General features: G+C 67.5%; 34 protein-coding genes. All 34 read right to left on the reverse strand.

All coding sequences use genetic code 11. The features are described from left to right. Window positions 1–12: 12 nt before the first annotated feature. The 34 genes from truA to tuf all read right to left on the reverse strand — a co-directional run bounded on the left by truA (window position 13) and on the right by tuf (window position 20,210). On the reverse strand, window positions 13–843 hold the full coding sequence (gene truA / locus ABZT18_RS06405) for a tRNA pseudouridine(38-40) synthase TruA (RefSeq protein WP_354995034.1): 831 nt from the start codon (window positions 841–843) through the stop codon (window positions 13–15). Window positions 844–912: 69 nt separating this feature from the next. Continuing rightward, window positions 913–1,473, reverse strand: a complete 561-nt coding sequence (gene rplQ / locus ABZT18_RS06410; RefSeq protein WP_354995033.1) for a 50S ribosomal protein L17 — start codon at window positions 1,471–1,473, stop codon at window positions 913–915. Between the two features lie 34 nt (window positions 1,474–1,507). Then, window positions 1,508–2,530 (reverse strand): DNA-directed RNA polymerase subunit alpha, encoded by a 1,023-nt coding sequence (locus tag ABZT18_RS06415; RefSeq protein WP_007465227.1) that lies wholly within the window; start codon window positions 2,528–2,530, stop codon window positions 1,508–1,510. Window positions 2,531–2,628: 98 nt separating this feature from the next. Then, a complete protein-coding gene (gene rpsD / locus ABZT18_RS06420) occupies window positions 2,629–3,255 on the reverse strand; it encodes a 30S ribosomal protein S4 (RefSeq protein ID WP_355250716.1) in 627 nt (208 codons plus the stop codon). 13 nt (window positions 3,256–3,268) lie between these two features. After that, complete coding sequence (gene rpsK, locus ABZT18_RS06425) at window positions 3,269–3,676, reverse strand: 30S ribosomal protein S11 (RefSeq protein WP_030329919.1); 408 nt, start codon at window positions 3,674–3,676, stop codon at window positions 3,269–3,271. Between the two features lie 17 nt (window positions 3,677–3,693). After that, the gene (gene rpsM, locus ABZT18_RS06430; RefSeq protein WP_088950226.1) at window positions 3,694–4,074 is read right to left on the reverse strand and encodes a 30S ribosomal protein S13; all 381 of its coding nucleotides are present in this window, start codon (window positions 4,072–4,074) and stop codon (window positions 3,694–3,696) included. A gap of 266 nt (window positions 4,075–4,340) precedes the next feature. After that, the gene (rpmJ, locus tag ABZT18_RS06435; protein ID WP_043965539.1) at window positions 4,341–4,454 is read right to left on the reverse strand and encodes a 50S ribosomal protein L36; all 114 of its coding nucleotides are present in this window, start codon (window positions 4,452–4,454) and stop codon (window positions 4,341–4,343) included. 91 nt (window positions 4,455–4,545) lie between these two features. Beyond that, complete coding sequence (infA, locus tag ABZT18_RS06440) at window positions 4,546–4,767, reverse strand: translation initiation factor IF-1 (RefSeq protein ID WP_007073013.1); 222 nt, start codon at window positions 4,765–4,767, stop codon at window positions 4,546–4,548. Between the two features lie 331 nt (window positions 4,768–5,098). Next, window positions 5,099–5,686, reverse strand: a complete 588-nt coding sequence (locus tag ABZT18_RS06445) for a DUF1707 domain-containing protein (protein ID WP_354995032.1) — start codon at window positions 5,684–5,686, stop codon at window positions 5,099–5,101. Between the two features lie 159 nt (window positions 5,687–5,845). Further along, window positions 5,846–6,697 carry a type I methionyl aminopeptidase gene (gene map, locus ABZT18_RS06450; RefSeq protein ID WP_354995031.1) on the reverse strand — a complete coding sequence of 284 codons (852 nt, stop codon included), beginning with the start codon at window positions 6,695–6,697 and terminating at the stop codon, window positions 5,846–5,848. Window positions 6,698–6,784: 87 nt separating this feature from the next. Then, window positions 6,785–7,438, reverse strand: a complete 654-nt coding sequence (locus ABZT18_RS06455; protein WP_354995030.1) for an adenylate kinase — start codon at window positions 7,436–7,438, stop codon at window positions 6,785–6,787. Continuing rightward, window positions 7,439–8,767 carry a preprotein translocase subunit SecY gene (gene secY, locus ABZT18_RS06460; protein WP_354995029.1) on the reverse strand — a complete coding sequence of 443 codons (1,329 nt, stop codon included), beginning with the start codon at window positions 8,765–8,767 and terminating at the stop codon, window positions 7,439–7,441. It lies immediately after the preceding gene. 233 nt (window positions 8,768–9,000) lie between these two features. Then, window positions 9,001–9,444, reverse strand: coding sequence for a 50S ribosomal protein L15 (rplO, locus tag ABZT18_RS06465; RefSeq protein WP_030329906.1), 444 nt, complete (start codon window positions 9,442–9,444; stop codon window positions 9,001–9,003). Then, entirely contained in the window at window positions 9,444–9,626 is a 183-nt protein-coding gene (rpmD, locus tag ABZT18_RS06470) for a 50S ribosomal protein L30 (protein WP_354995028.1), read from the reverse strand. The genes rplO and rpmD overlap by 1 nt, the downstream gene beginning before the upstream one ends. Next, on the reverse strand, window positions 9,626–10,240 hold the full coding sequence (rpsE, locus tag ABZT18_RS06475) for a 30S ribosomal protein S5 (RefSeq protein ID WP_088950231.1): 615 nt from the start codon (window positions 10,238–10,240) through the stop codon (window positions 9,626–9,628). The genes rpmD and rpsE overlap by 1 nt, the downstream gene beginning before the upstream one ends. 33 nt (window positions 10,241–10,273) lie before the next feature. Further along, window positions 10,274–10,651, reverse strand: a complete 378-nt coding sequence (gene rplR, locus ABZT18_RS06480; protein ID WP_354995205.1) for a 50S ribosomal protein L18 — start codon at window positions 10,649–10,651, stop codon at window positions 10,274–10,276. Between the two features lie 8 nt (window positions 10,652–10,659). Further along, window positions 10,660–11,202: a 50S ribosomal protein L6 gene (gene rplF, locus ABZT18_RS06485; protein ID WP_354995027.1), complete on the reverse strand. Its 543-nt coding sequence runs from the start codon at window positions 11,200–11,202 to the stop codon at window positions 10,660–10,662. Between the two features lie 16 nt (window positions 11,203–11,218). After that, a complete protein-coding gene (gene rpsH / locus ABZT18_RS06490; protein ID WP_272613586.1) occupies window positions 11,219–11,626 on the reverse strand; it encodes a 30S ribosomal protein S8 in 408 nt (135 codons plus the stop codon). 116 nt (window positions 11,627–11,742) lie between these two features. Beyond that, complete coding sequence (locus ABZT18_RS06495; RefSeq protein ID WP_272613587.1) at window positions 11,743–11,928, reverse strand: type Z 30S ribosomal protein S14; 186 nt, start codon at window positions 11,926–11,928, stop codon at window positions 11,743–11,745. 1 nt (window position 11,929) lies between these two features. Further along, window positions 11,930–12,496: a 50S ribosomal protein L5 gene (gene rplE, locus ABZT18_RS06500; RefSeq protein ID WP_196919809.1), complete on the reverse strand. Its 567-nt coding sequence runs from the start codon at window positions 12,494–12,496 to the stop codon at window positions 11,930–11,932. After that, window positions 12,496–12,816, reverse strand: coding sequence for a 50S ribosomal protein L24 (rplX, locus tag ABZT18_RS06505; protein ID WP_354995026.1), 321 nt, complete (start codon window positions 12,814–12,816; stop codon window positions 12,496–12,498). The genes rplE and rplX overlap by 1 nt, the downstream gene beginning before the upstream one ends. Next, window positions 12,813–13,181: a 50S ribosomal protein L14 gene (gene rplN / locus ABZT18_RS06510; protein WP_023358185.1), complete on the reverse strand. Its 369-nt coding sequence runs from the start codon at window positions 13,179–13,181 to the stop codon at window positions 12,813–12,815. The genes rplX and rplN overlap by 4 nt, the downstream gene beginning before the upstream one ends. A 96-nt stretch (window positions 13,182–13,277) precedes the next feature. Beyond that, window positions 13,278–13,556 carry a 30S ribosomal protein S17 gene (rpsQ, locus tag ABZT18_RS06515; protein WP_354995025.1) on the reverse strand — a complete coding sequence of 93 codons (279 nt, stop codon included), beginning with the start codon at window positions 13,554–13,556 and terminating at the stop codon, window positions 13,278–13,280. Continuing rightward, window positions 13,553–13,789 carry a 50S ribosomal protein L29 gene (rpmC, locus tag ABZT18_RS06520; RefSeq protein WP_007465283.1) on the reverse strand — a complete coding sequence of 79 codons (237 nt, stop codon included), beginning with the start codon at window positions 13,787–13,789 and terminating at the stop codon, window positions 13,553–13,555. Before rpmC ends, rpsQ begins: the two co-directional genes overlap by 4 nt. Beyond that, window positions 13,789–14,214 (reverse strand): 50S ribosomal protein L16, encoded by a 426-nt coding sequence (gene rplP, locus ABZT18_RS06525; RefSeq protein WP_053653940.1) that lies wholly within the window; start codon window positions 14,212–14,214, stop codon window positions 13,789–13,791. The genes rpmC and rplP overlap by 1 nt, the downstream gene beginning before the upstream one ends. A gap of 3 nt (window positions 14,215–14,217) precedes the next feature. After that, a complete protein-coding gene (rpsC, locus tag ABZT18_RS06530; protein WP_272613589.1) occupies window positions 14,218–15,090 on the reverse strand; it encodes a 30S ribosomal protein S3 in 873 nt (290 codons plus the stop codon). Then, complete coding sequence (gene rplV / locus ABZT18_RS06535) at window positions 15,090–15,548, reverse strand: 50S ribosomal protein L22 (protein ID WP_007465297.1); 459 nt, start codon at window positions 15,546–15,548, stop codon at window positions 15,090–15,092. Before rplV ends, rpsC begins: the two co-directional genes overlap by 1 nt. A gap of 41 nt (window positions 15,549–15,589) precedes the next feature. Next, complete coding sequence (gene rpsS / locus ABZT18_RS06540) at window positions 15,590–15,871, reverse strand: 30S ribosomal protein S19 (RefSeq protein ID WP_007465299.1); 282 nt, start codon at window positions 15,869–15,871, stop codon at window positions 15,590–15,592. Window positions 15,872–15,883: 12 nt separating this feature from the next. Further along, window positions 15,884–16,723 carry a 50S ribosomal protein L2 gene (gene rplB / locus ABZT18_RS06545; RefSeq protein WP_354995024.1) on the reverse strand — a complete coding sequence of 280 codons (840 nt, stop codon included), beginning with the start codon at window positions 16,721–16,723 and terminating at the stop codon, window positions 15,884–15,886. A gap of 12 nt (window positions 16,724–16,735) precedes the next feature. Continuing rightward, entirely contained in the window at window positions 16,736–17,038 is a 303-nt protein-coding gene (gene rplW, locus ABZT18_RS06550) for a 50S ribosomal protein L23 (RefSeq protein ID WP_007465304.1), read from the reverse strand. Next, entirely contained in the window at window positions 17,035–17,685 is a 651-nt protein-coding gene (gene rplD / locus ABZT18_RS06555; protein ID WP_354995023.1) for a 50S ribosomal protein L4, read from the reverse strand. The genes rplW and rplD overlap by 4 nt, the downstream gene beginning before the upstream one ends. Beyond that, window positions 17,682–18,347, reverse strand: coding sequence for a 50S ribosomal protein L3 (gene rplC / locus ABZT18_RS06560; RefSeq protein WP_354995022.1), 666 nt, complete (start codon window positions 18,345–18,347; stop codon window positions 17,682–17,684). Before rplC ends, rplD begins: the two co-directional genes overlap by 4 nt. Window positions 18,348–18,358: 11 nt before the next feature. Beyond that, window positions 18,359–18,667, reverse strand: a complete 309-nt coding sequence (rpsJ, locus tag ABZT18_RS06565; protein ID WP_007073037.1) for a 30S ribosomal protein S10 — start codon at window positions 18,665–18,667, stop codon at window positions 18,359–18,361. A 349-nt stretch (window positions 18,668–19,016) separates the two neighbouring features. Further along, on the reverse strand, window positions 19,017–20,210 hold the full coding sequence (tuf, locus tag ABZT18_RS06570; RefSeq protein WP_354995021.1) for an elongation factor Tu: 1,194 nt from the start codon (window positions 20,208–20,210) through the stop codon (window positions 19,017–19,019). Between the last annotated feature and the right edge of the window lie 190 nt (window positions 20,211–20,400).

The raw sequence follows: 20,400 nt of genomic DNA on the forward strand, positions 1-20,400 counted from the left end.
CGCCGTCGGCGGTCAGCCCTCGATCGGAACCCGCAGCCGGCGGGTGAGGTCGGCGCGGCGGGCGTACTCGGCGGGATCGGCCGGGTAGCCGACCGCGACCAGGGTCAGCCCATGTGCGGGGGCCACGGTCACCTCGCTGGACCGAGCCTGACGGGCGAGCAGGCTGCCCGGCCACTCGACCGGGCGACGGCCGTCCCCGGCCACCAGCATCGCCCCCACCAGGCTGCGCACCATCGCCTGGCAGAACGCGTCGGCCTGCACGGTGGCGACCAGGATGCCATCCGGGTCGCGGCGCCAGTCCAGCCGAGTCACCTCGCGCAGCGTGGTCGCGTTCTCCTTGCGTCGGCAGTACGCGGCGAAGTCGTGCTCCCCCACCAGGCCGGTCGCCGCGGCATTCAGCGCGGCCAGATCCAGCGGCTTCGGCCAGGCCAGCACCTCGTGCCGGCGCAGCGGCTCCGCGCCGAAGGGCGCATCGGTGACCCGGTATTCATAGCGCCGGAAGGTCGCCGAGAACCGGGCGTCGAAGTCGACGGGCACCTCGGTCATCGCCCGTACGCGCACGTCGGTGGGGAGCAGACGGGCCAAGCGGCGCAGCAGCAGCCCCTCGTGCTGCCGCCACACGTCGACGGGCAGGTCCAGGTGGCAGACCTGCCCCGTGGCGTGCACCCCCGCGTCGGTCCGTCCCGCCACCGTCAGCCCGGTGGCCGTGCCGGCGCCGAGGACCAGGTCCACGGCCTCGACGAGCACCCCCGCGACGGTGCGCCTGGTCGGCTGAGCAGCCCAGCCGGAGAAGCCCGTGCCGTCGTACGAGACGTCCAACCGCAGCCGGATCCGCTCGTCCACCTCGTACCTCCAGTTACGGGTCGGGCCCGACACCCCTTCAGGGGTGCCGGGCCCGAACGATGCCCGAGATCAGGCCTTGTTCTCCTCGGTGGCGAGGTCGCTGTCCTCGCGGGCGGCGTCGGTGTCACCGGACGCCGACACCGGCGGCTCGGAGTCCTGGTCGGCCTGGGCCGACCGCGGGGTCTCCTCGGCCGGGGCGAGCGCCTCGACCTTGTCCTGCTGCGCGGCCTTGCGGGCGGCGGTCTTCTTGTTCGCCTTCGGCTCGGCGACCTGAAGCTCCTCCACCAGCTCGATGATCGCCATCGGCGCGTTGTCACCCTTGCGCGGACCGGTCTTCACGATCCGCGTGTAACCGCCGGGGCGGTTGGAGTAGCGGGGCGCGATCTGGTCGAACAGGGCGTAGACCACGTCCTTGTCCTTGACGACACCCAGCACCCGCCGCCGCGAGGCGAGGTCACCGCGCTTGGCCTTGGTGATGAGCTGCTCGGCCAGCGGACGCAGCCGCCGGGCCTTCGTCTCAGTGGTCTGGATCTTGCCGTGCTGGAACAGCGCAGTGGCCAGGTTGGCCAGCATCAGCCGCTCGTGCGAGGGGCTGCCGCCGAGGCGGGGGCCCTTGGTGGGCGTGGGCATTTTTGGTGCTCCTCAGTTGTGGCGGCAGCGCGGACTAGAGCTGCTCGGTCTCGCGGTAGTCGTCGGTGTCGTAGTCGGCCTCGCCGAAGGTGTCCACGACGTGCGCCGGGTCGAAGTTCGGAGCCGAGTCCTTCAGCCCGAGACCCATCCCGGCGAGCTTCATCTTGACCTCGTCGATCGACTTCTGACCGAAGTTGCGGATGTCGAGGAGGTCGGCCTCGGTACGCCCGATGAGCTCACCAACGGAGTTGATGCCCTCGCGCTTGAGGCAGTTGTAGGAGCGGACGGTGAGGTCCAGCTCCTCGATCGGCAGGGCGAGGTCCGCCGCCAGCTGGGCGTCCTGCGGGGACGGCCCGATGTCGATGCCCTCGGCGGTCTCGTCCAGCTCACGGGCCAGCCCGAACAGCTCCACCAGCGTCGAACCGGCGGAGGCCAGCGCGGTACGCGGGCCCATCGACGGCTTGGTCTCGACGTCGATGATCAGCCGGTCGAAGTCGGTGCGCTGCTCGACACGGGTCGCCTCGACGCGGTAGGTCACCTTCAGCACCGGCGAGTAGATCGAGTCGACCGGGATCCGGCCGATCTCGGCGCCGGACTGCTTGTTCTGTGCCGCCGTCACGTAGCCCCGGCCCCGCTCGACGGTCAGCTCCATGTCGAGCCGGCCCTTGCCGTTGAGGGTGGCGAGCTTCAGGTCCGGGTTGTGCACCGAGACGCCGGCCGGCGGCTGGATGTCGCCCGCGGTCACGTCGCCCGGACCCTGCTTGCGCAGGTACATGCTGACCGGCTCGTCGTGCTCGGAGCTGACGCACAGCTCCTTGATGTTCATGACGAGCTCGACCACGTCCTCCTTGACACCGGGGATCGTGGTGAACTCGTGCAGCACGCCGTCGATCTTGATCGAGGTGACGGCCGCACCCGGGATCGACGACAGCAGCGTGCGCCGCAGCGAGTTACCCAGGGTGTAGCCGAAGCCCGGCTCCAGCGGCTCGATGGCGAACCGGGACCGGGTCTCGTTGATCGACTCCTCGGAGAGGGAGGGTCGCTGACTGATGAGCATCTTTTCTCTTCTCTTCCGGGACGCCCGCTATTTGACGTCCACGACACAAACTGTTCCGGTGGCCCGCCCCGAAGGGCGGGCCACCGAACGAGCTCGGACTACTTGGAGTAGAGCTCGACGATCAACTGCTCCTGGACCTGCGTGTCGATGACCTGCCGGGCCGGGAGGGAGTGCACGAGCACCTTCATCTGGCTCGGGATGGCCTCAAGCCACGCCGGAACCGTCTTCGAGCCGGCCTGAGCCTGCGCGACGATGAACGGGGTGAGCTCCTTGCTCTTGCCCCGAACCTCGACGATGTCGTGCTCCTTGACGCGGTACGACGGGATGTCGACCTTCTTGCCGTTCACCGTGAAGTGACCGTGCTTGACCAGCTGGCGGGCCATGTCCCGCGAGTGGGCGTAGCCGGCCCGGTAAACGACGTTGTCCAGCCGCGACTCGAGGATCTGCAGGAGGACCTCACCGGTCTTCGCCTGCTTGCCAACGGCTTCCTCGTAGTAACCGCGGAACTGCTTCTCCAGCACGCCGTAGACACGACGGGCCTTCTGCTTCTCACGGAGCTGGAGCAGGTACTCCGTCTCCTTGGTGCGGCCGCGGCCGTGCTGCCCGGGCGGGAACGGCCGGGACTCGAACGGGCACTTCGGACCATCGCACTTGCTGCCCTTGAGGAACAGCTTCATCTTCTCCCGCCGGCAACGGCGGCAGTCAGCACCGGTGTAACGAGCCATCTCTCTCTACCTCTCAGACCCGGCGACGCTTGGGCGGACGGCATCCGTTGTGCGGCTGCGGGGTGACGTCGGCGATCTGCCCGACCTCGAGGCCCACGGCCTGCAACGAACGGATGGCGGTCTCCCGGCCGGAGCCGGGGCCCTTGACGAACACGTCGACCTTGCGCATGCCGTGCTCCATGGCGCGACGCGCGGCAGCCTCGGCGGCCAGCTGCGCGGCGAACGGAGTCGACTTGCGGGAGCCCTTGAAGCCCACCTGGCCAGCGGAGGCCCAGGAGATGACCGCACCGGTCGGGTCCGTGATGGACACGATGGTGTTGTTGAAGGTGCTCTTGATATGCGCCTGCCCGTGGGCGACGTTCTTGCGTTCCTTGCGCCGGACCTTCTTTACAGCGGCTCCGGCACGAGCCTTCGGTGGCATAAGTCTGTGCGCTCCTATTACTTCTTGCCGGGCTTCTTCTTGCCGGCGACGGTCCGCTTCGGGCCCTTGCGGGTCCGCGCGTTGGTCTTGGTCCGCTGGCCACGCACAGGCAGGCCCCGGCGGTGCCGGATGCCGGCGTAGCAGCCGATCTCAACCTTGCGGCGGATGTCAGCGGCGACCTCGCGGCGCAGGTCGCCTTCAACCTTGTAGTTGCCCTCGATGTGGTCGCGGAGCTGCACGAGCTCCTCGTCCGTGAGGTCCCGAGCGCGCTTGTCCGGCGAGATCCCGGTAGCGGCGAGTGTCTCCTGGGCACGGGTGCGACCGAGCCCGAAGATGTAGGTGAGCGCGATTTCCATCCGCTTTTCGCGGGGGAGATCCACGCCGACTAGACGTGCCATGTGCGGGCGTACTCCTCGTGATATGTGGCGGAGGTGTGGACCCGTCCCACCCCGCTACCGGCCGTCCCGTCTTTCCGACGCGGTGAGCGCCGGCGACCGGGATCGGTCGCTGCCCGAGCGGGCCCCGGCCTCCGACCGGGGGTCAGCCACGCAGGAGTACGTCTCGCGTACCGCTCGTGGCTGGGACGAGCATGTGTGATGTGTGTGTCGCTGAGGATCTACCCGGACCAACGCCACCCGGTCGTGCTCCGACCGGACGGGCTGAGTCAGCCCTGGCGCTGCTTGTGGCGCGGGTCGCTGCAGATGACCATGACCCGGCCGTGCCGACGGATAACCCGGCACTTGTTGCAGATCCTCTTGACGCTCGGCTTGACCTTCACGGTTGCCTTACTTCCCATCTGGCCCGGGGACGCGCGATGCGCGAGACCGGACGTCGAAGACGGACACGGGACTTCCCGGCCGTCGTCAGGACTACTTGTAGCGGTAGACGATGCGCCCGCGGGTCAGGTCGTACGGCGAGAGTTCGACGACGACCCGGTCCTCCGGAAGGATGCGGATGTAGTGCTGCCGCATCTTGCCGCTGATGTGAGCCAACACCTTGTGGCCATTCGCGAGCTCCACCCGGAACATGGCGTTCGGCAGGGGCTCGATGACCCGACCCTCGATCTCAATGGCTCCGTCTTTTTTCGGCATGTCCTCCGCTGTCCTGACGTCGATTGCTCCGGGCGGCCCACAACGTCTTACACGGGATCTGACCAAAGTCAGAAGCCCGCGCCAGCCGCGGCTCCAGGTCCCGCCGAAGCGCAGGGCGGGCATGCCGGAGTGGACGCTGTGCGCCGATCTGAAAGTGTACGCCCGCCTGCGGGCGGTCGCAAAACCGGCCACCCCGGGGCCGCCGTGGCGGACGCGGAATTCCATCCGGAGGTCAGATGATCTCTGCAGGACCATCGCCGGGCGGCGTGCCCGGTCGTCGGCAGCCGGTCCATCCCGACGGGGCAGCAGTGATCCGAACCACTGTCGGCGGTCAGCCAGCCGGTCGAGGGTCGTCCCGTTCATCCGGCTCACCGGCGCGCAGCTCGCGACGGCGTTCCCGCTTCGCCCGCTTACGCTGCCGCCGGCGCTCCCGCTCGATCGACTGACGCCGTGGCTCTCCCCCGGTCAGCCCCGTGACCGTACGCACCACCAGCACCGCACCCCATGGCCCTGCCACCCAGGCAGGCCAGAAGTAGAGCAGGTCCTGGCTGAGCAGCGAGGTCACCGCCCAGACGGTCACCACGATCGCGATCACCCTCAGGTACGGCAACCACACCTCGGCCAGCCAACGAGCGGTGACGCTACCCACAGCCGGGACAGGCTGGCCGGCTACAGCGCCCGTCGGCGCAGCGGCGGCCGGGCCGGCCGGCATCAGCGTCGAACGCTCCGCGGGTGTCACCGGCGGCAGGTCGGTGAGCAGGGTGTCCAGCTCGGCGTACGTGCGCGCCGCGTAGGCGCGCTGCACACGCTCGTCGTACTCGTGCAGGTCCAGCCGACCCTCGCCGAGGGCAGCCCGTAACCGGTCAGCCGTCGCCTCACGGTCCGCGTCCGCCGCTCGCATCCCGTCGCGTCCGTCCATGCCGGCAAGCATGCCACCCACACGCCCGTAGCGTCCCACCCCGAACATCCGTTGATCATGAAGTTATTGCCGGGCACAACGGCGTGTCATGGCAATAACTTCATGATCAACGAGGCTAGGAGCGCGCCGGGGGCGCGCTCCCGGGGGTGGGGTGGGGGGTTAGGGCGCGGTTGAGGCGGCGGGCTGCCGCGCGGTGACCAGGTCGCCCAGTCGGGCGCGGCCCCCGTCGAACGCGGTGAGCACCCAGACCCCGTCCGGCAGCAGAGCCATCGAGTGCTCGACGTGCGCCGCCACCGAGCCGTCCCGGGTGACCACCGTCCAGCCGTCGGCCAACTCGGACGTACGCGGGGACGCCATCGTGATCATCGGCTCGATGGCCAACGCCATGCCGGTGACCAGTCGTGGGCCCTTGCCCGGCCGCCCGTGGTTGAGCACATGCGGGTCCTGGTGCATCTCGGTGCCGATGCCGTGCCCGCCGTAGCCGTCGACGATGCCGTACCGACCGCCCTTACGGACGGCGCTCTCCACCGCGTGCGAGATGTCGGTGAGTCGCCCCTTGCCGCTGGCCGCACCGCGTGCGGCGGCGGCGATACCGGCCCACATCGCGTCCTCGGCGACCTCGGCCATCTTCAGCAGCGCCGGGTCGACATCGCCGACCCCGACGGTGATCGCGGCGTCGCCGTGCCACCCGTCCAGCACCGCACCACAGTCGATGGAGATCAGATCACCGGCCTGGAGCACCTGCTCCGACGACGGGATGGCGTGCACGACCTGCTCGTTGACCGAGGAGCAGATCGACGCCGGAAAACCGTGGTAGCCCTTGAACGACGGAACGCCACCCGCCTCGCGAATGGTCGACTCGGCGATCGCGTCCAGATCGGCGGTGCTCACACCGGGGGCGACCGCTTCCCGCATCCGGCGAAGCGCCTCGGCCACCACCAGCCCGGCGGACCGCATCTTCTCGATCTGGTCAGGGGTCTTCAGCTGGATGTCCAGCTGGGGACGACGCATGGAGCGATTACCTTTCGTTGCCGAACAGCGGGGCACGTCACGCGTACCCCGCTGTTCGCACTCTATCCGCCGTGGTCCGGCCGGACCTCAGCCGCCGTACGACCGCAGTGCGTCGATGGCCCGGGTGGTGACGTCCTCCACCGGGCCGGTGGCGTCGATCCCGACCAACTTGCCCTGAGCGCCGTAGTAGTCGACCAGGGGGGCGGTCTTCTCGCTGTACTCACGAAGCCGGGTCGCGATCGTCTCCGGCTTGTCATCGTCGCGCTGGAACAGCTCGGCGCCGCACCGGTCACAGATGCCCGTCCGGGTGGTGGCGTCGAACTCGACGTGCCAGATCTTGCCGCAACCCCGGCAGGTACGCCGGCCGGAGAGACGCCGGATGACCTCGTCGTCGTCGACCACCAACTCTAGGACCAGATCCAGGGCGGTGCCCAGATCGGCGAGGAGCTTGTCCAGGGCGGCAGCCTGCGGAGTGGTCCGCGGGAAACCGTCGAGCAGGAAACCCTCGCTGGCGTCGGGCTCGGCCAGCCGGTCCCGGACCATGTTGATGGTGACCTCGTCCGGAACCAGCTCGCCAGCGTCCATGTACCGCTTCGCCTCGACACCGAGCGGCGTGCCCTGGGTGACGTTCGATCGGAAGATGTCTCCAGTCGAGATCTTGGGCACCGACAGGTGCGCGGCGACGAACTCGGCCTGCGTGCCCTTGCCCGCGCCCGGCGGGCCAACCAGAACGAGTCTCATCTACCGCAGGAACCCTTCGTAGTTCCGCTGCATGAGTTGGCTCTCGATCTGCTTCACGGTCTCCAGACCGACGCCGACCATGATGAGCACAGCGGTGCCGCCGAACGGGAAGTTCTGGTACTGCTGGTTGTCCAGCCAGATGAAGAAGAAGTTCGGCAGGATCGAGATGACGCCGAGGTAGATCGCGCCCGGCAGGGTGATCCGGCTGAGGATGAAGTCCAGGTAGTCGGCGGTCGGCTTGCCCGGGCGGATGCCCGGCACGAACCCGCCGTACTTCTTCATGTTGTCCGCGACCTCGGTCGGATTGAACGTGATCGAGACGTAGAAGTACGTGAAGAAGATGATCAGCAGGAAGTAGACCGCGATGTAGATCGGGCTGCTCGGGTTGACCAGGTTGTTCTGGATCCACGCCTGGGTCTTGCCCGGGTCGGTCTGGTCGAAGAACTGCAGCGCCAACTGCGGCAGGTAGAGCAGCGACGACCCGAAGATGACCGGGATCACACCCGCCTGGTTGACCTTGAGCGGGATGTAGGTCGAGGTACCGCCGTACATCCGCCGGCCGATCATCCGCTTGGCGTACTGCACCGGGATCCGACGCTGCGCCTGCTCGATGAAGGTGACCGCCGTGATGACGACCAGCACCAGCGCGATGACCAGGGCGAACTTGCCCCAGCCCTGGCTGGTCTTGATGTTCCAGCCCTCGCTGGGCAGCCGGGCCGCGATCGAGGTGAAGATCAGGACGGACATGCCGTTGCCGACGCCCCGGTCGGTGATCAGCTCACCGAGCCACATGACCATGCCGGTGCCGGCGGTCATCGTCATCACCAGGATGCCGAGGGTCAGCCAGTCCGGGATGCCGGTGCCGGTGGGAATGATCGGGAACTGGTCGCAGCGGTTCTGGAACAGCTGCCCAGAGCGGGCCAGGGCCACGAACGCCGAGGCCTGCAGCACCCCGAGACCGAGGGTCAGGTAGCGCGTGTACTGCGTGATCTTCGCCTGACCGGCCTGGCCCTCCTTGCGGAGCTGCTCCAGGCGCGGGATCACGACGGTCAGCAGCTGCAGAATGATCGACGCGGTGATGTAGGGCATGATGCCCAGCGCGAAGACCGAGAGCTGTAGCAGCGCTCCGCCGGAGAAGAGGTTGAGCAGGTTCACCACCCCGGTGGTGTCCCCCTGGATGGTGTCGAGGCACTTCTGCACGTTGCCGTACGAGACGCCCGGGCTGGGGAGCGTTGCACCCAGCCGGTAGACCGCGATGATGCCTACTGTGAACAGCAGCTTCTTGCGCAGGTCAGGCGTACGAAACGCACTGAGAAAGGCGGACAGCAACTTCTTCCTCCTGCGCGAGGCGGGCCGCCGGTGATCCCTGGCGGGTCGGGGTGGATCACGGGCGAGCGCCCGCAATCCATGGCTGGGATGGGACTCTAACAGCCCCACCCCGGTCCGGGCAGATGCGCCCGACTACATAAATTGATTCCGATATTACCGGGCGATCGAGGCCCAGGTAGACCATGGCGCCCGCCAGTTGCTCACAACTGGACGGGCGCCATGGGTGGTACGCCTTACAGCTCGGTGACGGAGCCACCGGCGGCGGCGATCTTCTCCTTGGCCGACGCACTGAACGCGTGCGCCGACACCTGGAGCGCCACTCCGCCGAGGTCCCCGGTGCCGAGAACCTTGACCGGGTGACCCTTGCGGACCGCGCCGGACTCAACGAGCTCCAGCGGGCCAACCTGGCCGCCGTTCGGGAACAGCTCAGCGAGTCGGTCCAGGTTGACCACCTGGAAGACCACCTTGAACTTGTTCTTGAAGCCCTTCATCTTCGGCAGTCGCATGTGGATGGGCATCTGCCCACCCTCGAACGCCGCCGAGATGTTCTTGCGAGCCTTGGAACCCTTGGTACCGCGACCGGCGGTCTTGCCCTTGGAACCCTCACCGCGACCCACGCGGGTCTTCGCGGTCTTGGAACCGGGCGCCGGGCGCAGGTGGTGCACCTTGATCGTCATTACTCGACCTCCTCGACCTTCACGAGGTGGTTGACCGTGAAGATCATGCCGCGGATCTCGGGCCGGTCTTCCTTGACCACCACGTCGTTGATCCGCTTGAGACCGAGCGAACGCAGCGAATTACGCTGGTTCTGCTTGGTCCCGATAACGGACCGGAGCTGGGTGACCTTCAGACGTGCCATCAGCGCGCCACCCCCGCACGCGACGCCAGCATGGCGGCCGGCGCGACGTCCTCCACCGGCAGGCCACGACGCGCCGCGACCTGCTCGGGGGACTCAAGCCCCTTCAGGGCCGCCACGGTGGCGTGCACGATGTTGATCGGGTTCGACGAGCCGAGGCTCTTGGAGAGCACGTCGTGGATCCCGGCGCACTCCAGCACGGCGCGAACCGGACCACCGGCGATGACGCCCGTACCGGCCGAGGCCGGCTTGAGCAGCACCACACCAGCGGCGTCCTCACCCGTGATCGGGTGCGGGATCGACTGGCCGATACGCGGCACCTTGAAGAAGTGCTTCTTGGCCTCCTCGACGCCCTTGGCGATGGCCGCGGGCACCTCCTTGGCCTTCCCGTAGCCCACGCCGACCGTGCCGTCGCCGTCGCCAACGATCACCAGGGCGGTGAAGCTGAAGCGACGACCACCCTTCACGACCTTGGCGACGCGGTTGATCGCGACGACCCGCTCAAGGTGCGGGGTCTTCTCGACGGGCGCGTTTCCGCGGCCGCCCTCACGGCGGTTGTCGCGGCGACCACCCTCGTTGCCACCGGACCCGCCGCCACGGCGCTGTTGACCTGGCATCAGCAGCCTTCCTTATCTCTCGTGACGGGGTTGTTAGAACTCGAGCCCGGCTTCGCGGGCGGCATCGGCAAGCGCGGCGACTCGCCCCGCGTACCGGTTGCCACCGCGGTCGAAGACGACCTTGGAGACGCCAGCGGCCTTGGCCCGCTCGGCGAGCAGTGCGCCCACCTTGCCGGCAAGGGCGCTCTTGTCGCCCTCCGCACCGCGCAGCGAGGCGTCCAGGGTCGACGCCGACGCCAGGGTGTGACCCTTGGTGTCGTCGACGACCTGGGCGACCATGTGCCGCAGCGAACGGGTGACGACCAGGCGCGGACGCTCGGCCGTACCACTGACGTTCTTGCGGACGCGGAAGTGCCGACGCGCACGCCCAATGGCGCGCTTGGCGGCGACGCCGCGGCGGCGCTTGAGCAGCGTGGCGCTCACTTCTTACCTGCCTTTCCAGCCTTGCGGCGGATGACCTCGCCCTGGTACTTGACGCCCTTGCCCTTGTAGGGCTCCGGCGGGCGGATCTTCCGGATGTTGGCGGCGACCTCACCGACCTGCTGCTTGTCGATGCCAGCCACGTGGAACAGGGTCGGCCGCTCCACCGTGAAGGTGATGCCCGCCGGGGCGGGAACGATCACCGGGTGCGAGAACCCGAGCGCGAACTCGAGGTCCGAACCCTTGGCGGTGACCCGGTAACCGGTGCCGGCGATCTCCAGGCTCTTGCGGTAGCCCTCGGTGACCCCGACGATCATGTTGGCAACCAGCGTACGGCTCAGGCCGTGGAGCTCCTTGGCCTTGCGCTCGTCGTTCGGCCGGTTGACGCTCAGCTGCCCATCCTCGGCCCGCTCGATCTTGATCGGCTCGGCGAGGGTGTGCTGGAGCTGGCCCTTGGGGCCTTTGACCTTGACGGTCTGCCCGTCGATCGTGATGTCGACGCCGGCTGGTACCGGGATCGACTTACGTCCAATTCGCGACATTTCTACCTGTCTCCCGTTACCAGACGAAGGCGAGGACTTCCCCGCCAACACTCCGCTTGCGGGCCTGCCGGTCGGTCAGCAGCCCCTGGGACGTCGAAATGATCGCCACGCCCAGCCCACCGAGCACCCGCGGGAGCCCGTCCGACTTGGCGTACACCCGGAGACCGGGCTTGGACACGCGCTTGATGCCGGCCAGGCTCCGCTCGCGGCTCTGGCCGTACTTCAGCTCGACGACCAGTCGCTTGCCGACGGCGCCCTCCTCGGGCTCCTCGACCGACCAGGTTGCGATGTAACCCTCGGCCTTCAGGACCTCGGCGATGTTCGCCTTGATCTTGGAGTAGGGCATCTTCACCTGATCGTGGTACGCCTGGTTGGCGTTACGCAGACGCGTGAGCATGTCTGCGATCGGGTCGGTCATCGTCATGGATTTCGTCAGCCTTTCTCGCCGGGGTTCCCGGGGCATCAGCCCCGGGCCTACGGCGAAGAGCAATACCTAATCGGTGCAGGAGTTCCCGGCCGACGGCCGGGACGCGGTCGCCCTTACCAGGAAGCCTTGGACACGCCCGGCAGCTCACCACGGTGAGCCATCTCCCGGATGCAGATCCGGCAGAGCCCGAACTTGCGGTAGACCGCCTTCGGACGCCCGCACCGCTGGCAGCGGGTGTACGCGCGAACCGAGAACTTCGGCTTCGCGGCCGCCTTGATGATCAGCGCCTTCTTGGCCATCTCAGTTCTCCTTGAACGGGAAGCCCAGGAGCTTGAGCAGCGCCCGGCCCTCGTCGTCGGTCGTGGCGGTCGTGACCACCGTGATGTCCATGCCCCGCTGGCGATCGATCCGGTCCTGGTCGATCTCGTGGAACACGGACTGCTCGGTCAGACCGAACGTGTAGTTGCCGTGCCCGTCCAGCTTGCGCCCGTCGAGGCCGCGGAAGTCGCGGATACGCGGCAGCGCGATGGAGAGCAGCCGGTCCATGAACTCCCACATCCGGTCGCCACGAAGGGTGACCTTCGCGCCGATCGGCATGCCCTCGCGGAGCTTGAACTGCGCGATGGACTTGGTCGCCCGCCGTACCTGCGGCTTCTGACCGGTGATCGTGGCGAGGTCGCGGACCGCGCCGTCGATCAGCTTGGCGTCGCGAGCAGCCTCGCCGACACCCATATTGACGACGATCTTGACCAGCCGCGGCACCTGCATGGGGTTGCCGTAGCTGTGCTGCTCACGCAGCTGGGCCACGATCTCGTTGCGGTACCGCTCCTTGAGGCGCGGCAAGGTCTTTTCGGTAGCCGTGGTCATCACAGGTCCTTACCGGTGCTACGCGCGATGCGGACCTTCTGGCCGTTGTCGTCGATCCGGTAACCGACACGGGTCGGCTTGCCGTCGGAGTCCAGGACCTGCACGTTCGAGACGTGGATCGGGGCCTCCTGAGTGACGATGCCGCCGGTCTTGGCGCCACGCTGGGTGGTGCTGATGCGGGTGTGCTTCTTGACCCGGTTCACGCCCTCGACCAGGACCTTGTCCTGCCGCGGGTAGGCCATGATGACCTTGCCCTTGGCACCCTTGTCCTTACCGGCGATGATGACGACCGTGTCGCCCTTCTTGACCTTCACGGTCACAACACCTCCGGCGCGAGGGAAATGATCTTCATGAACCGCTTGTCCCGCAGCTCCCGGCCCACCGGGCCGAAGATGCGGGTACCGCGCGGGTCCCCGCCGTCCTTGATGATGACGGCGGCGTTCTCGTCGAAGCGGATGTACGAGCCGTCCGGCCGCCGCCTCTCCTTGGCCGTGCGAACGATGACCGCCTTGACGACGTCGCCCTTCTTCACGCCGGCACCCGGGATCGCGTCCTTGACCGTGGCCACGATGACGTCGCCGATGCTCGCGTAGCGCCGACCGGAGCCACCGAGAACCCGGATGCAGAGGATCTCCCGAGCACCCGTGTTGTCGGCGACGCGCAGTCGCGACTCCTGCTGAATCACGTCTATCTCCTATGTCTGCCGGTTCTCCGGCCGCCGGAGCGGCCGGAGCCTGGCGGAACCTACGCCCGACGCAACGCCGGGCAGGTCGAGCCTTCGCTACTTGGCCTTTTCCTGGATCTCCACGATCCGCCAACGCTTGGTGGCGCTCAGCGGCCGGGTCTCCATGATCAGGACCCGGTCGCCGATGCCGGCGGCGTTCTGCTCGTCGTGCACCTTCAGCTTGCGAGTACGGCGCATGATTTTGCCGTACAGCGCGTGCCGAACCCGGTCCTCGACCTCGACAACGATGGTCTTGTCCATCTTGTCGCTGACCACCAGGCCCTCACGGACCTTGCGGCGGGACCGCGCGGCGGCGGTGGCGGTGTCTTCGGTCATGATGCAGTCACCTCAGTCGGCGCGGCCGAGAGCCCCAGCTCACGCTCACGCATGATCGTGTAGATCCGGGCGATCTCCCGACGGATGACCTGCAACCGCCGGTTGTTGTCCAGCTGCCCGGTTGCGGCCTGTACGCGGAGGTTGAACAGCTCCGCCTTGGCCTCCCGCAGCTTCGTGACCAGCTCCTCTTCGGAGAGCTCACGCAGCTCGGTCGCCTTAACGCCCGCTGCCATCAGGATTCACCCACTTCGCGCGTAACAATGCGGCACTTCATCGGGAGCTTGTGGATCGCGCGACGCATAGCCTCTCGCGCGGTCTGCTCGTTGGGGAAGGACATCTCGAAGAGAACCCGCCCCGGCTTGACGTTGGCGACCCACCACTCGGGCGAGCCCTTACCGGAACCCATGCGGGTCTCGGCAGGCTTCTTGGTGAGGGCCTGGTCCGGGAAGATCGTGATCCAGACCTTGCCACCACGCTTGATGTGACGAGTCATCGCGATACGCGCCGACTCGATCTGGCGGTTGGTCACGTACGCCGGCTCGAGAGCCTGGATCCCGAACTCGCCGAACACCACCCGGTTACCACCCTTGGACGCGCCACTGCGGTCCGGGTGGTGCGGCTTGCGGAAGCCCTTCGGGGGCTTGCGCGGCATCAGCATCTGTCAGCCCTCCTGCTGCGTCTCTGCCGGAGCGGAAGCCGTGGCGGCGACAGCTGCGCTGTCGACCGGCTCGCCGCTCGGCGTCTCGGCCTGCTGCGCGATGGTGGTCGCAGCAGCCCGGCCGGCCTCGGTGCCACCAGCCGTGGTGCCGGACGAACCGGACCGGCCACGGCGCGGACGCTCGGGACGGTCGCCGCGCTCACCACGACGCGGGCGGGACGGACCGGCTTCTGCCGGAGTCTCCCGGCCCATGACGGCGTCGCCCTTGTAGATCCAGACCTTCACACCGATCCGGCCGAACGTGGTACGGGCCTCGAAGAAGCCGTACTCGATGTTGGCCCGCAGCGTGTGCAGCGGAACCCGGCCCTCACGGTAGAACTCGGTCCGGCTCATCTCGGCGCCGCCGAGGCGACCCGAGACCTGAACCCGGATGCCCTTGCAGACCGGGTTCTTCATGGCCGACTGCATGGCCTTGCGCATCGCACGACGGAAGCTGACCCGGCTGGACAGCTGCTCGGCCACGCCCTGCGCAACGAGCTGAGCGTCCGACTCGGGGTTCTTCACCTCGATGATGTTCAGCTGAACCTGCTTGCCGGTGAGCTTCTCAAGCTCGCCGCGGATCCGGTCGGCCTCCGCACCCTTACGGCCGATGACGATGCCCGGCCGGGCGGTGTGGATGTCGACGCGAACCCGGTCGCGGGTGCGCTCGATGTCGACCTTGGAAATCCCGGCGCGCTCCAGGCCCTTGGACATCATGCGGCGGATCTTTACATCCTCGCCGATGTAGTCCTTGTAGAGCTTGTCCGCGAACCAGCGGGACTTCCAGTCGGTCGAGATGCCGAGCCGGAACCCAGTGGGGTGAACCTTCTGACCCATTACTCGGCGTCCTCCGTCTTGCTCTGCGCTTCGGCCGGTGCGGCCTCCGTGGCCGGGGCGGCCTTCTTCGCCGCGGCCTTCCTCGGCGCCGCCGGCGCGACCGCTTCGACCGCCACGGTGATGTGGCAGGTGCGCTTGCGGATGCGGTACGCCCGACCCTGCGCCCGCGGCTGGAACCGCTTCATCGTCGGGCCCTCGTCCACGAAGGCCTCGCTGACGAGCAGCGCGTCGGGGTCCAGCCGCTCGTTGTTCTCCGCGTTGGCGATCGCGCTAGCGAGCACCTTGTACACCTGCTCGCTCGCAGCCTGCGGCGCGAACTGCAGCACCGTGAGCGCCTCCTTCGCGGGCAGGCCGCGGACGAGGTTGACCACCCGGCGCGCCTTCATCGGCGAGATGCGCACGTGCCGCGCAACCGCCCGCGCGCCCGGAAGCACCGGAGCGTCGCCCTTTCCTGGCATCGCTGTAACCCCTTGTTCCCTCTATCCGTATGCCCGCGGCGTCAGCGCCGACGGCTCTTCCGGTCGTCCTTCTCGTGACCCTTGAAAGTGCGGGTCAGCGCGAACTCGCCGAGCTTGTGCCCGACCATCGCCTCGGTCACGAACACCGGGACGTGCTTGCGTCCGTCATGCACGGCGATCGTGTGCCCGAGCATCTCGGGGATGATCGTCGAGCGCCGCGACCAGGTCTTGATCACGTTCTTCGAGCCCTTGTCGTTCTGTACTTCCACCTTCTTGAGCAGGTGGTCGTCTACGAACGGGCCCTTCTTCAGGCTGCGAGGCATGTCTTATCTCCCTCAGCCGCGCTTACGCGTGGCGTAGCGGCGGCGGACGATCATCCGGTCACTCGGCTGGCCCTTACGACGGGTGCGGCCCTCGGGCTTACCCTGCGGGTTGACCGGGTGGCGACCACCGGAGGTCTTACCCTCACCACCACCGTGCGGGTGGTCGACCGGGTTCATGGCGACACCACGGACGGTCGGGCGCTTGCCCTTCCACCGCATACGGCCGGCCTTGCCCCAGTTGATGTTCGACTGGTCGGCGTTGCCGATCTCGCCGACGCTGGCGCGGCAGCGCACGTCCACACGCCGGATCTCGCCGGACGGCATACGAAGGGTCGCGTACGCGCCCTCGCGGCCGAGCAGCTGAACTCCGACGCCCGCGGACCGGGCCAGCTTGGCCCCGCCACCCGGACGCAGCTCCACGTTGTGGATCGTGGTACCGACCGGGATGTTGCGCAGCGGCAGGTTGTTACCCGGCTTGATGTCGGCGCCCGGACCGGACTCGATGCGGTCGCCCTGCTTGATGTCCTTCGGCGCGATGATGTACCGCTTCTCGCCGTCGGCGTAGTGCAGCAGCGCGATGCGCGCCGTGCGGTTCGGGTCGTACTCGATGTGAGCGACCTTGGCCGGCACGCCGTCCTTGTCGACCCGCTTGAAGTCGATCAGACGGTACTGACGCTTGTGACCGCCACCGTGGTGTCGCGTGGTGATCCGGCCGTGGGCGTTACGCCCGCCCTTCTTCGGCAGCGGAGCCAGCAGCGACTTCTCCGGCGTGGACCGGGTGATCTCGGCGAAGTCAGCGACACTGGAGCCACGTCGGCCCGGCGTCGTCGGCTTGTACTTACGGATAGCCATTGTCTACACCCCTCAGCTGACCGGGCCGCCGAAGGCCTCGATACGGTCACCGTCAGCCAGCTTCACGATCGCCCGCTTGGTCGCCTTGCGCTGACCGAAACCGGTCTTGGTGCGCTTGCGCTTACCCTGGCGGTTGAGCGTGTTGACCGTCAGGACGCGGACGTTGAAGATCTGCTGGATAGCGATCTTGATCTCGGTCTTGTTCGCGTCCGGGTGCACCAGGAAGGTGTACCAGTTCCGGTTCAGCTCGCTGTAGCTCTTCTCCGAGACGACCGGCGCCACGATGATGTCGCGCGGGTCGGCGATCGTGCTCACTTGCCACCCTCCTCGGTGGTCTCGGCGGGCACGCCCAGGAACTCGTCCAGGGCGTCCTTGGTGAAGACCACATCGTCGGCCACCAGCACGTCGTACGTGTTCAGCTGGCCGGACTCGATCAGGTGCACCCGCGGCTCGTTGCGCAGTGACACCCAGTTCAGCTCGTCGGTGCTGCTCAGCACGACCAGGACCCGGCGGGCCTCGGTGAGCTTGGTCAGCGTGGCCAGGGCCGCCTTGGTCGACGGCTTCTCGCCCGAGACGAACGCCTCGACGACGTGCACCTGGCTGGCGCGGGCCCGGTCCGAGAGGGCACCGCGCAGCGCGGCGGCCTTCATCTTCTTCGGGGTCCGCTGGCTGTAGTCACGCGGCACGGGACCGTGCACCACGCCACCGCCGGCGAACTGCGGCGCGCGGATCGAGCCCTGCCGGGCGCGACCGGTGCCCTTCTGCTTGTACGGCTTCTTGCCGCCACCGGCGACCTCGCCGCGGGTCTTGACCTTGTGCGTGCCCTGTCGGGCCGCCGCGAGCTGGGCCACCACGACCTGGTGCATCAGCGCGACGTTGGCCTGCACGTCGAAGATGTCCGCCGGCAGCTCGACCGAGCTGCTGGTGGTGCCTTCGACGGTGCGTACGTCAACGGTGGTCACTTGGCCGCACCGCCCTTCTTCACCTTGCTCTTCGCCGCGGTACGGACCAGAACCAGCGCGCCCTTGGGACCAGGAATGGCACCCCGGACGAGCAGCAGGTTCTTCTCGGTGTCGACCGCCTGGACGGTGAGGTTCTGCACGGTGTACCGCACGCCACCCATCCGGCCGGCCATCCGGGTGCCCTTGAAGACACGACCCGGAGTGGCGCAGGCACCGATGGAGCCGGGCGAGCGGTGCTTACGCTCGACACCGTGGCCCGCACCCAGACCGTGGAAGCCGTGCCGCTTCATCGGACCGGCGTAACCCTTGCCCTTGGTCTTGCCGGTGACGTCGATGGTGACGCCGGCCGGGAACTCCTCGACCGTGACTTCCTGGCCGAGCGAGTATTCCCCAGCGTTCGTGGTGCGCAGCTCGACGATGTGCCGGCGCGGCGCCACGTCCGCCTTGGCGTAGTGCCCGCTGATCGGCTTCTTGACCTTGCGCGGGTCGATGGTGCCGTATGCCAGCTGGACCGCTGAGTAACCGTCCTTCTCGGCGCTACGAACCTGGCTGATGACGCACGGGCCGGCCTCGACCACGGTCACGGGAACAACACGGTTGTTGTCCCAGACCTGGGTCATGCCGAGCTTGGCGCCCAGGATCCCCTTGACTTGCCTGTCCATTTGTCCGGTCCCTACAGCTTGATCTCGATGTCGACGCCAGCCGGCAGGTCGAGGCGCATGAGCGAGTCGACCGTCTTCGGGGTCGGGTCGATGATGTCGATCAGCCGCTTGTGCGTGCGCATCTCGAAGTGCTCGCGCGAGTCCTTGTACTTGTGCGGCGAGCGGATAACGCAGAAACGGTTGATCTCCGTGGGCAGCGGCACCGGGCCCGCGACCTGCGCCCCGGTGCGCGTCACCGTCTCGACGATCTTCCGAGCCGAGGAGTCGACGACCTCGTGGTCATAGGCCTTGAGCCGGATGCGGATCTTCTGTCCCGCCATGGTGGCTTCTGTTCCTTCTCTCGATGCCGCTGTGTTGCGGGCGCCTGCACCGGCTGGCACAGGCCCACTTCGCCGACCCCCGCGGTCGGGCGTGTCGCGCCCTCGGGCCGGGCTCCGCCCCGTGGTTCCGGAGTGGTGCTGACCGCGCGGGGGTCAAGGCGCCGATCGCATTACCGCGACCTGAACGCCGTGCGAGGGTGGTTGGCGACTGGGCCGCCAACCACCCTACGCTCGACGGTGCCATCACCTGGAGGTTCAGCGAAAGCCGAACACAGGCGACGAACTGTCGTTACGCAACCTGACTAGTATGCCGCACGACTGGCGGCCGGTCTAATCGGGGTTACCTAGCTCACTTGGAGATCTTGGTGACGAACCCGGCGCCGACGGTACGGCCACCCTCGCGGATCGCGAACTTGAGGTTCTCCTCCATGGCGATGGGCTGGATCAGCTTCACCGACATGGTGGTGTTGTCACCCGGCATGACCATCTCGGTGCCCTCGGGGAGGGTGACGACACCGGTGACGTCCGTGGTCCGGAAGTAGAACTGCGGACGGTAGTTCTGGAAGAACGGGGTGTGCCGGCCGCCCTCCTCCTTGGAGAGGATGTAGACCGTCGCCTCGAACTCCGTGTGCGGGGTGTTCGAGCCCGGCTTCACGACGACCATGCCGCGCTCGACCTCGTCGCGCTTGGTGCCACGCAGCAGCAGGCCGACGTTCTCGCCTGCGCGGGCGTCGTCCAGGGTCTTCCGGAACATCTCGATCGCGGTGACCTTGGTCTTGAAGCTCTTCTCCTTGATACCGACGAGCTCAACATCCTCGTTCGGCAGGAGAACGCCGCGCTCCACGCGACCGGTGACGACGGTGCCACGACCAGTGATCGTGAAAACGTCCTCAACCGGCATCAGGAACGGCTTGTCGATCTCGCGCTCCGGCTGCGGGATCGAGGTGTCGACCGCGGTCATCAGGTCCAGCAGCTTGCCGGTCCACTCGGGGTCACCCTCGAGGGCCTTCAGCGCCGAAACCCGAACGACCGGCAGGTCGTCACCCGGGTACTCCTGCGAGGAGAGCAGCTCACGGACCTCGAGCTCGACGAGCTCCAGGAGCTCCTCGTCATCGACCATGTCGCTCTTGTTGAGCGCCACGACGATGTACGGCACGCCAACCTGACGGGCCAGCAGCACGTGCTCGCGGGTCTGCGGCATCGGGCCATCGGTCGCCGCGACCACCAGGATCGCGCCGTCCATCTGCGCGGCACCGGTGATCATGTTCTTGATGTAGTCCGCGTGGCCGGGGCAGTCGACGTGCGCGTAGTGCCGCGACTCGGTCTGGTACTCGACGTGCGCGATCGAGATCGTGATGCCGCGGGCCTTCTCCTCCGGCGCCTTGTCGATCTCGTCGAACGGCGTGTAAGGGTTCAGGTCCGGGAACTGGTCGTGCAGGACTTTGGTGATGGCCGCCGTCAGCGTCGTCTTACCGTGGTCGATGTGACCAATGGTGCCGATGTTGACGTGCGGCTTAGTCCGCTCGAACTTCGCCTTCGCCACTGGTGTCCTCCTGTGGACTTCTTGGTTCGTACGCCCGGCGCGCCGGTCGGCGCTTAGGACTCTGTCGACAGCCTTTCCGGCCTGACGGCCGGAGAGTCTCTTTGTGGGTTCTGCGGCGATGAAGCCTACAGGCCCGGTCTCACGCGATCCGATCGTGGTGGCCGCGGGCGGGTGACCCCTCCCGCGACCA

Origin of the sequence: Micromonospora sp. NPDC005291, assembly GCF_040607415.1 — a bacterium.
Lineage (GTDB): Bacteria > Actinomycetota > Actinomycetes > Mycobacteriales > Micromonosporaceae > Micromonospora.

Coding starts and splice junctions, on each gene's coding strand:
- rplQ (WP_354995033.1), bottom strand. CDS start 1,473: ATGCCCACGCCCACCAAGGGCCCCCGCCTCGGCGGCAGCCCCTCGCAC.
- ABZT18_RS06415 (WP_007465227.1), bottom strand. CDS start 2,530: ATGCTCATCAGTCAGCGACCCTCCCTCTCCGAGGAGTCGATCAACGAG.
- rpsD (WP_355250716.1), bottom strand. CDS start 3,255: ATGGCTCGTTACACCGGTGCTGACTGCCGCCGTTGCCGGCGGGAGAAG.
- rpsK (WP_030329919.1), bottom strand. CDS start 3,676: ATGCCACCGAAGGCTCGTGCCGGAGCCGCTGTAAAGAAGGTCCGGCGC.
- rpsM (WP_088950226.1), bottom strand. CDS start 4,074: ATGGCACGTCTAGTCGGCGTGGATCTCCCCCGCGAAAAGCGGATGGAA.
- infA (WP_007073013.1), bottom strand. CDS start 4,767: ATGCCGAAAAAAGACGGAGCCATTGAGATCGAGGGTCGGGTCATCGAG.
- ABZT18_RS06445 (WP_354995032.1), bottom strand. CDS start 5,686: ATGGACGGACGCGACGGGATGCGAGCGGCGGACGCGGACCGTGAGGCG.
- map (WP_354995031.1), bottom strand. CDS start 6,697: ATGCGTCGTCCCCAGCTGGACATCCAGCTGAAGACCCCTGACCAGATC.
- ABZT18_RS06455 (WP_354995030.1), bottom strand. CDS start 7,438: ATGAGACTCGTTCTGGTTGGCCCGCCGGGCGCGGGCAAGGGCACGCAG.
- rplO (WP_030329906.1), bottom strand. CDS start 9,444: ATGACGATCAAGGTGCACCACCTGCGCCCGGCGCCCGGTTCCAAGACC.
- rpmD (WP_354995028.1), bottom strand. CDS start 9,626: ATGGCACGTCTGAAGGTCACCCAGCTCCGGTCCGTTATCGGGACCAAG.
- rpsE (WP_088950231.1), bottom strand. CDS start 10,240: ATGCCAGGTCAACAGCGCCGTGGCGGCGGGTCCGGTGGCAACGAGGGT.
- rplF (WP_354995027.1), bottom strand. CDS start 11,202: ATGTCGCGAATTGGACGTAAGTCGATCCCGGTACCAGCCGGCGTCGAC.
- rpsH (WP_272613586.1), bottom strand. CDS start 11,626: ATGACGATGACCGACCCGATCGCAGACATGCTCACGCGTCTGCGTAAC.
- ABZT18_RS06495 (WP_272613587.1), bottom strand. CDS start 11,928: ATGGCCAAGAAGGCGCTGATCATCAAGGCGGCCGCGAAGCCGAAGTTC.
- rplE (WP_196919809.1), bottom strand. CDS start 12,496: ATGACCACGGCTACCGAAAAGACCTTGCCGCGCCTCAAGGAGCGGTAC.
- rpsQ (WP_354995025.1), bottom strand. CDS start 13,556: ATGACCGAAGACACCGCCACCGCCGCCGCGCGGTCCCGCCGCAAGGTC.
- rpmC (WP_007465283.1), bottom strand. CDS start 13,789: ATGGCAGCGGGCGTTAAGGCGACCGAGCTGCGTGAGCTCTCCGAAGAG.
- rplP (WP_053653940.1), bottom strand. CDS start 14,214: ATGCTGATGCCGCGCAAGCCCCCGAAGGGCTTCCGCAAGCCGCACCAC.
- rpsC (WP_272613589.1), bottom strand. CDS start 15,090: ATGGGTCAGAAGGTTCACCCCACTGGGTTCCGGCTCGGCATCTCGACC.
- rplV (WP_007465297.1), bottom strand. CDS start 15,548: ATGCCAGGAAAGGGCGACGCTCCGGTGCTTCCGGGCGCGCGGGCGGTT.
- rpsS (WP_007465299.1), bottom strand. CDS start 15,871: ATGCCTCGCAGCCTGAAGAAGGGCCCGTTCGTAGACGACCACCTGCTC.
- rplB (WP_354995024.1), bottom strand. CDS start 16,723: ATGGCTATCCGTAAGTACAAGCCGACGACGCCGGGCCGACGTGGCTCC.
- rplC (WP_354995022.1), bottom strand. CDS start 18,347: ATGGACAGGCAAGTCAAGGGGATCCTGGGCGCCAAGCTCGGCATGACC.
- rpsJ (WP_007073037.1), bottom strand. CDS start 18,667: ATGGCGGGACAGAAGATCCGCATCCGGCTCAAGGCCTATGACCACGAG.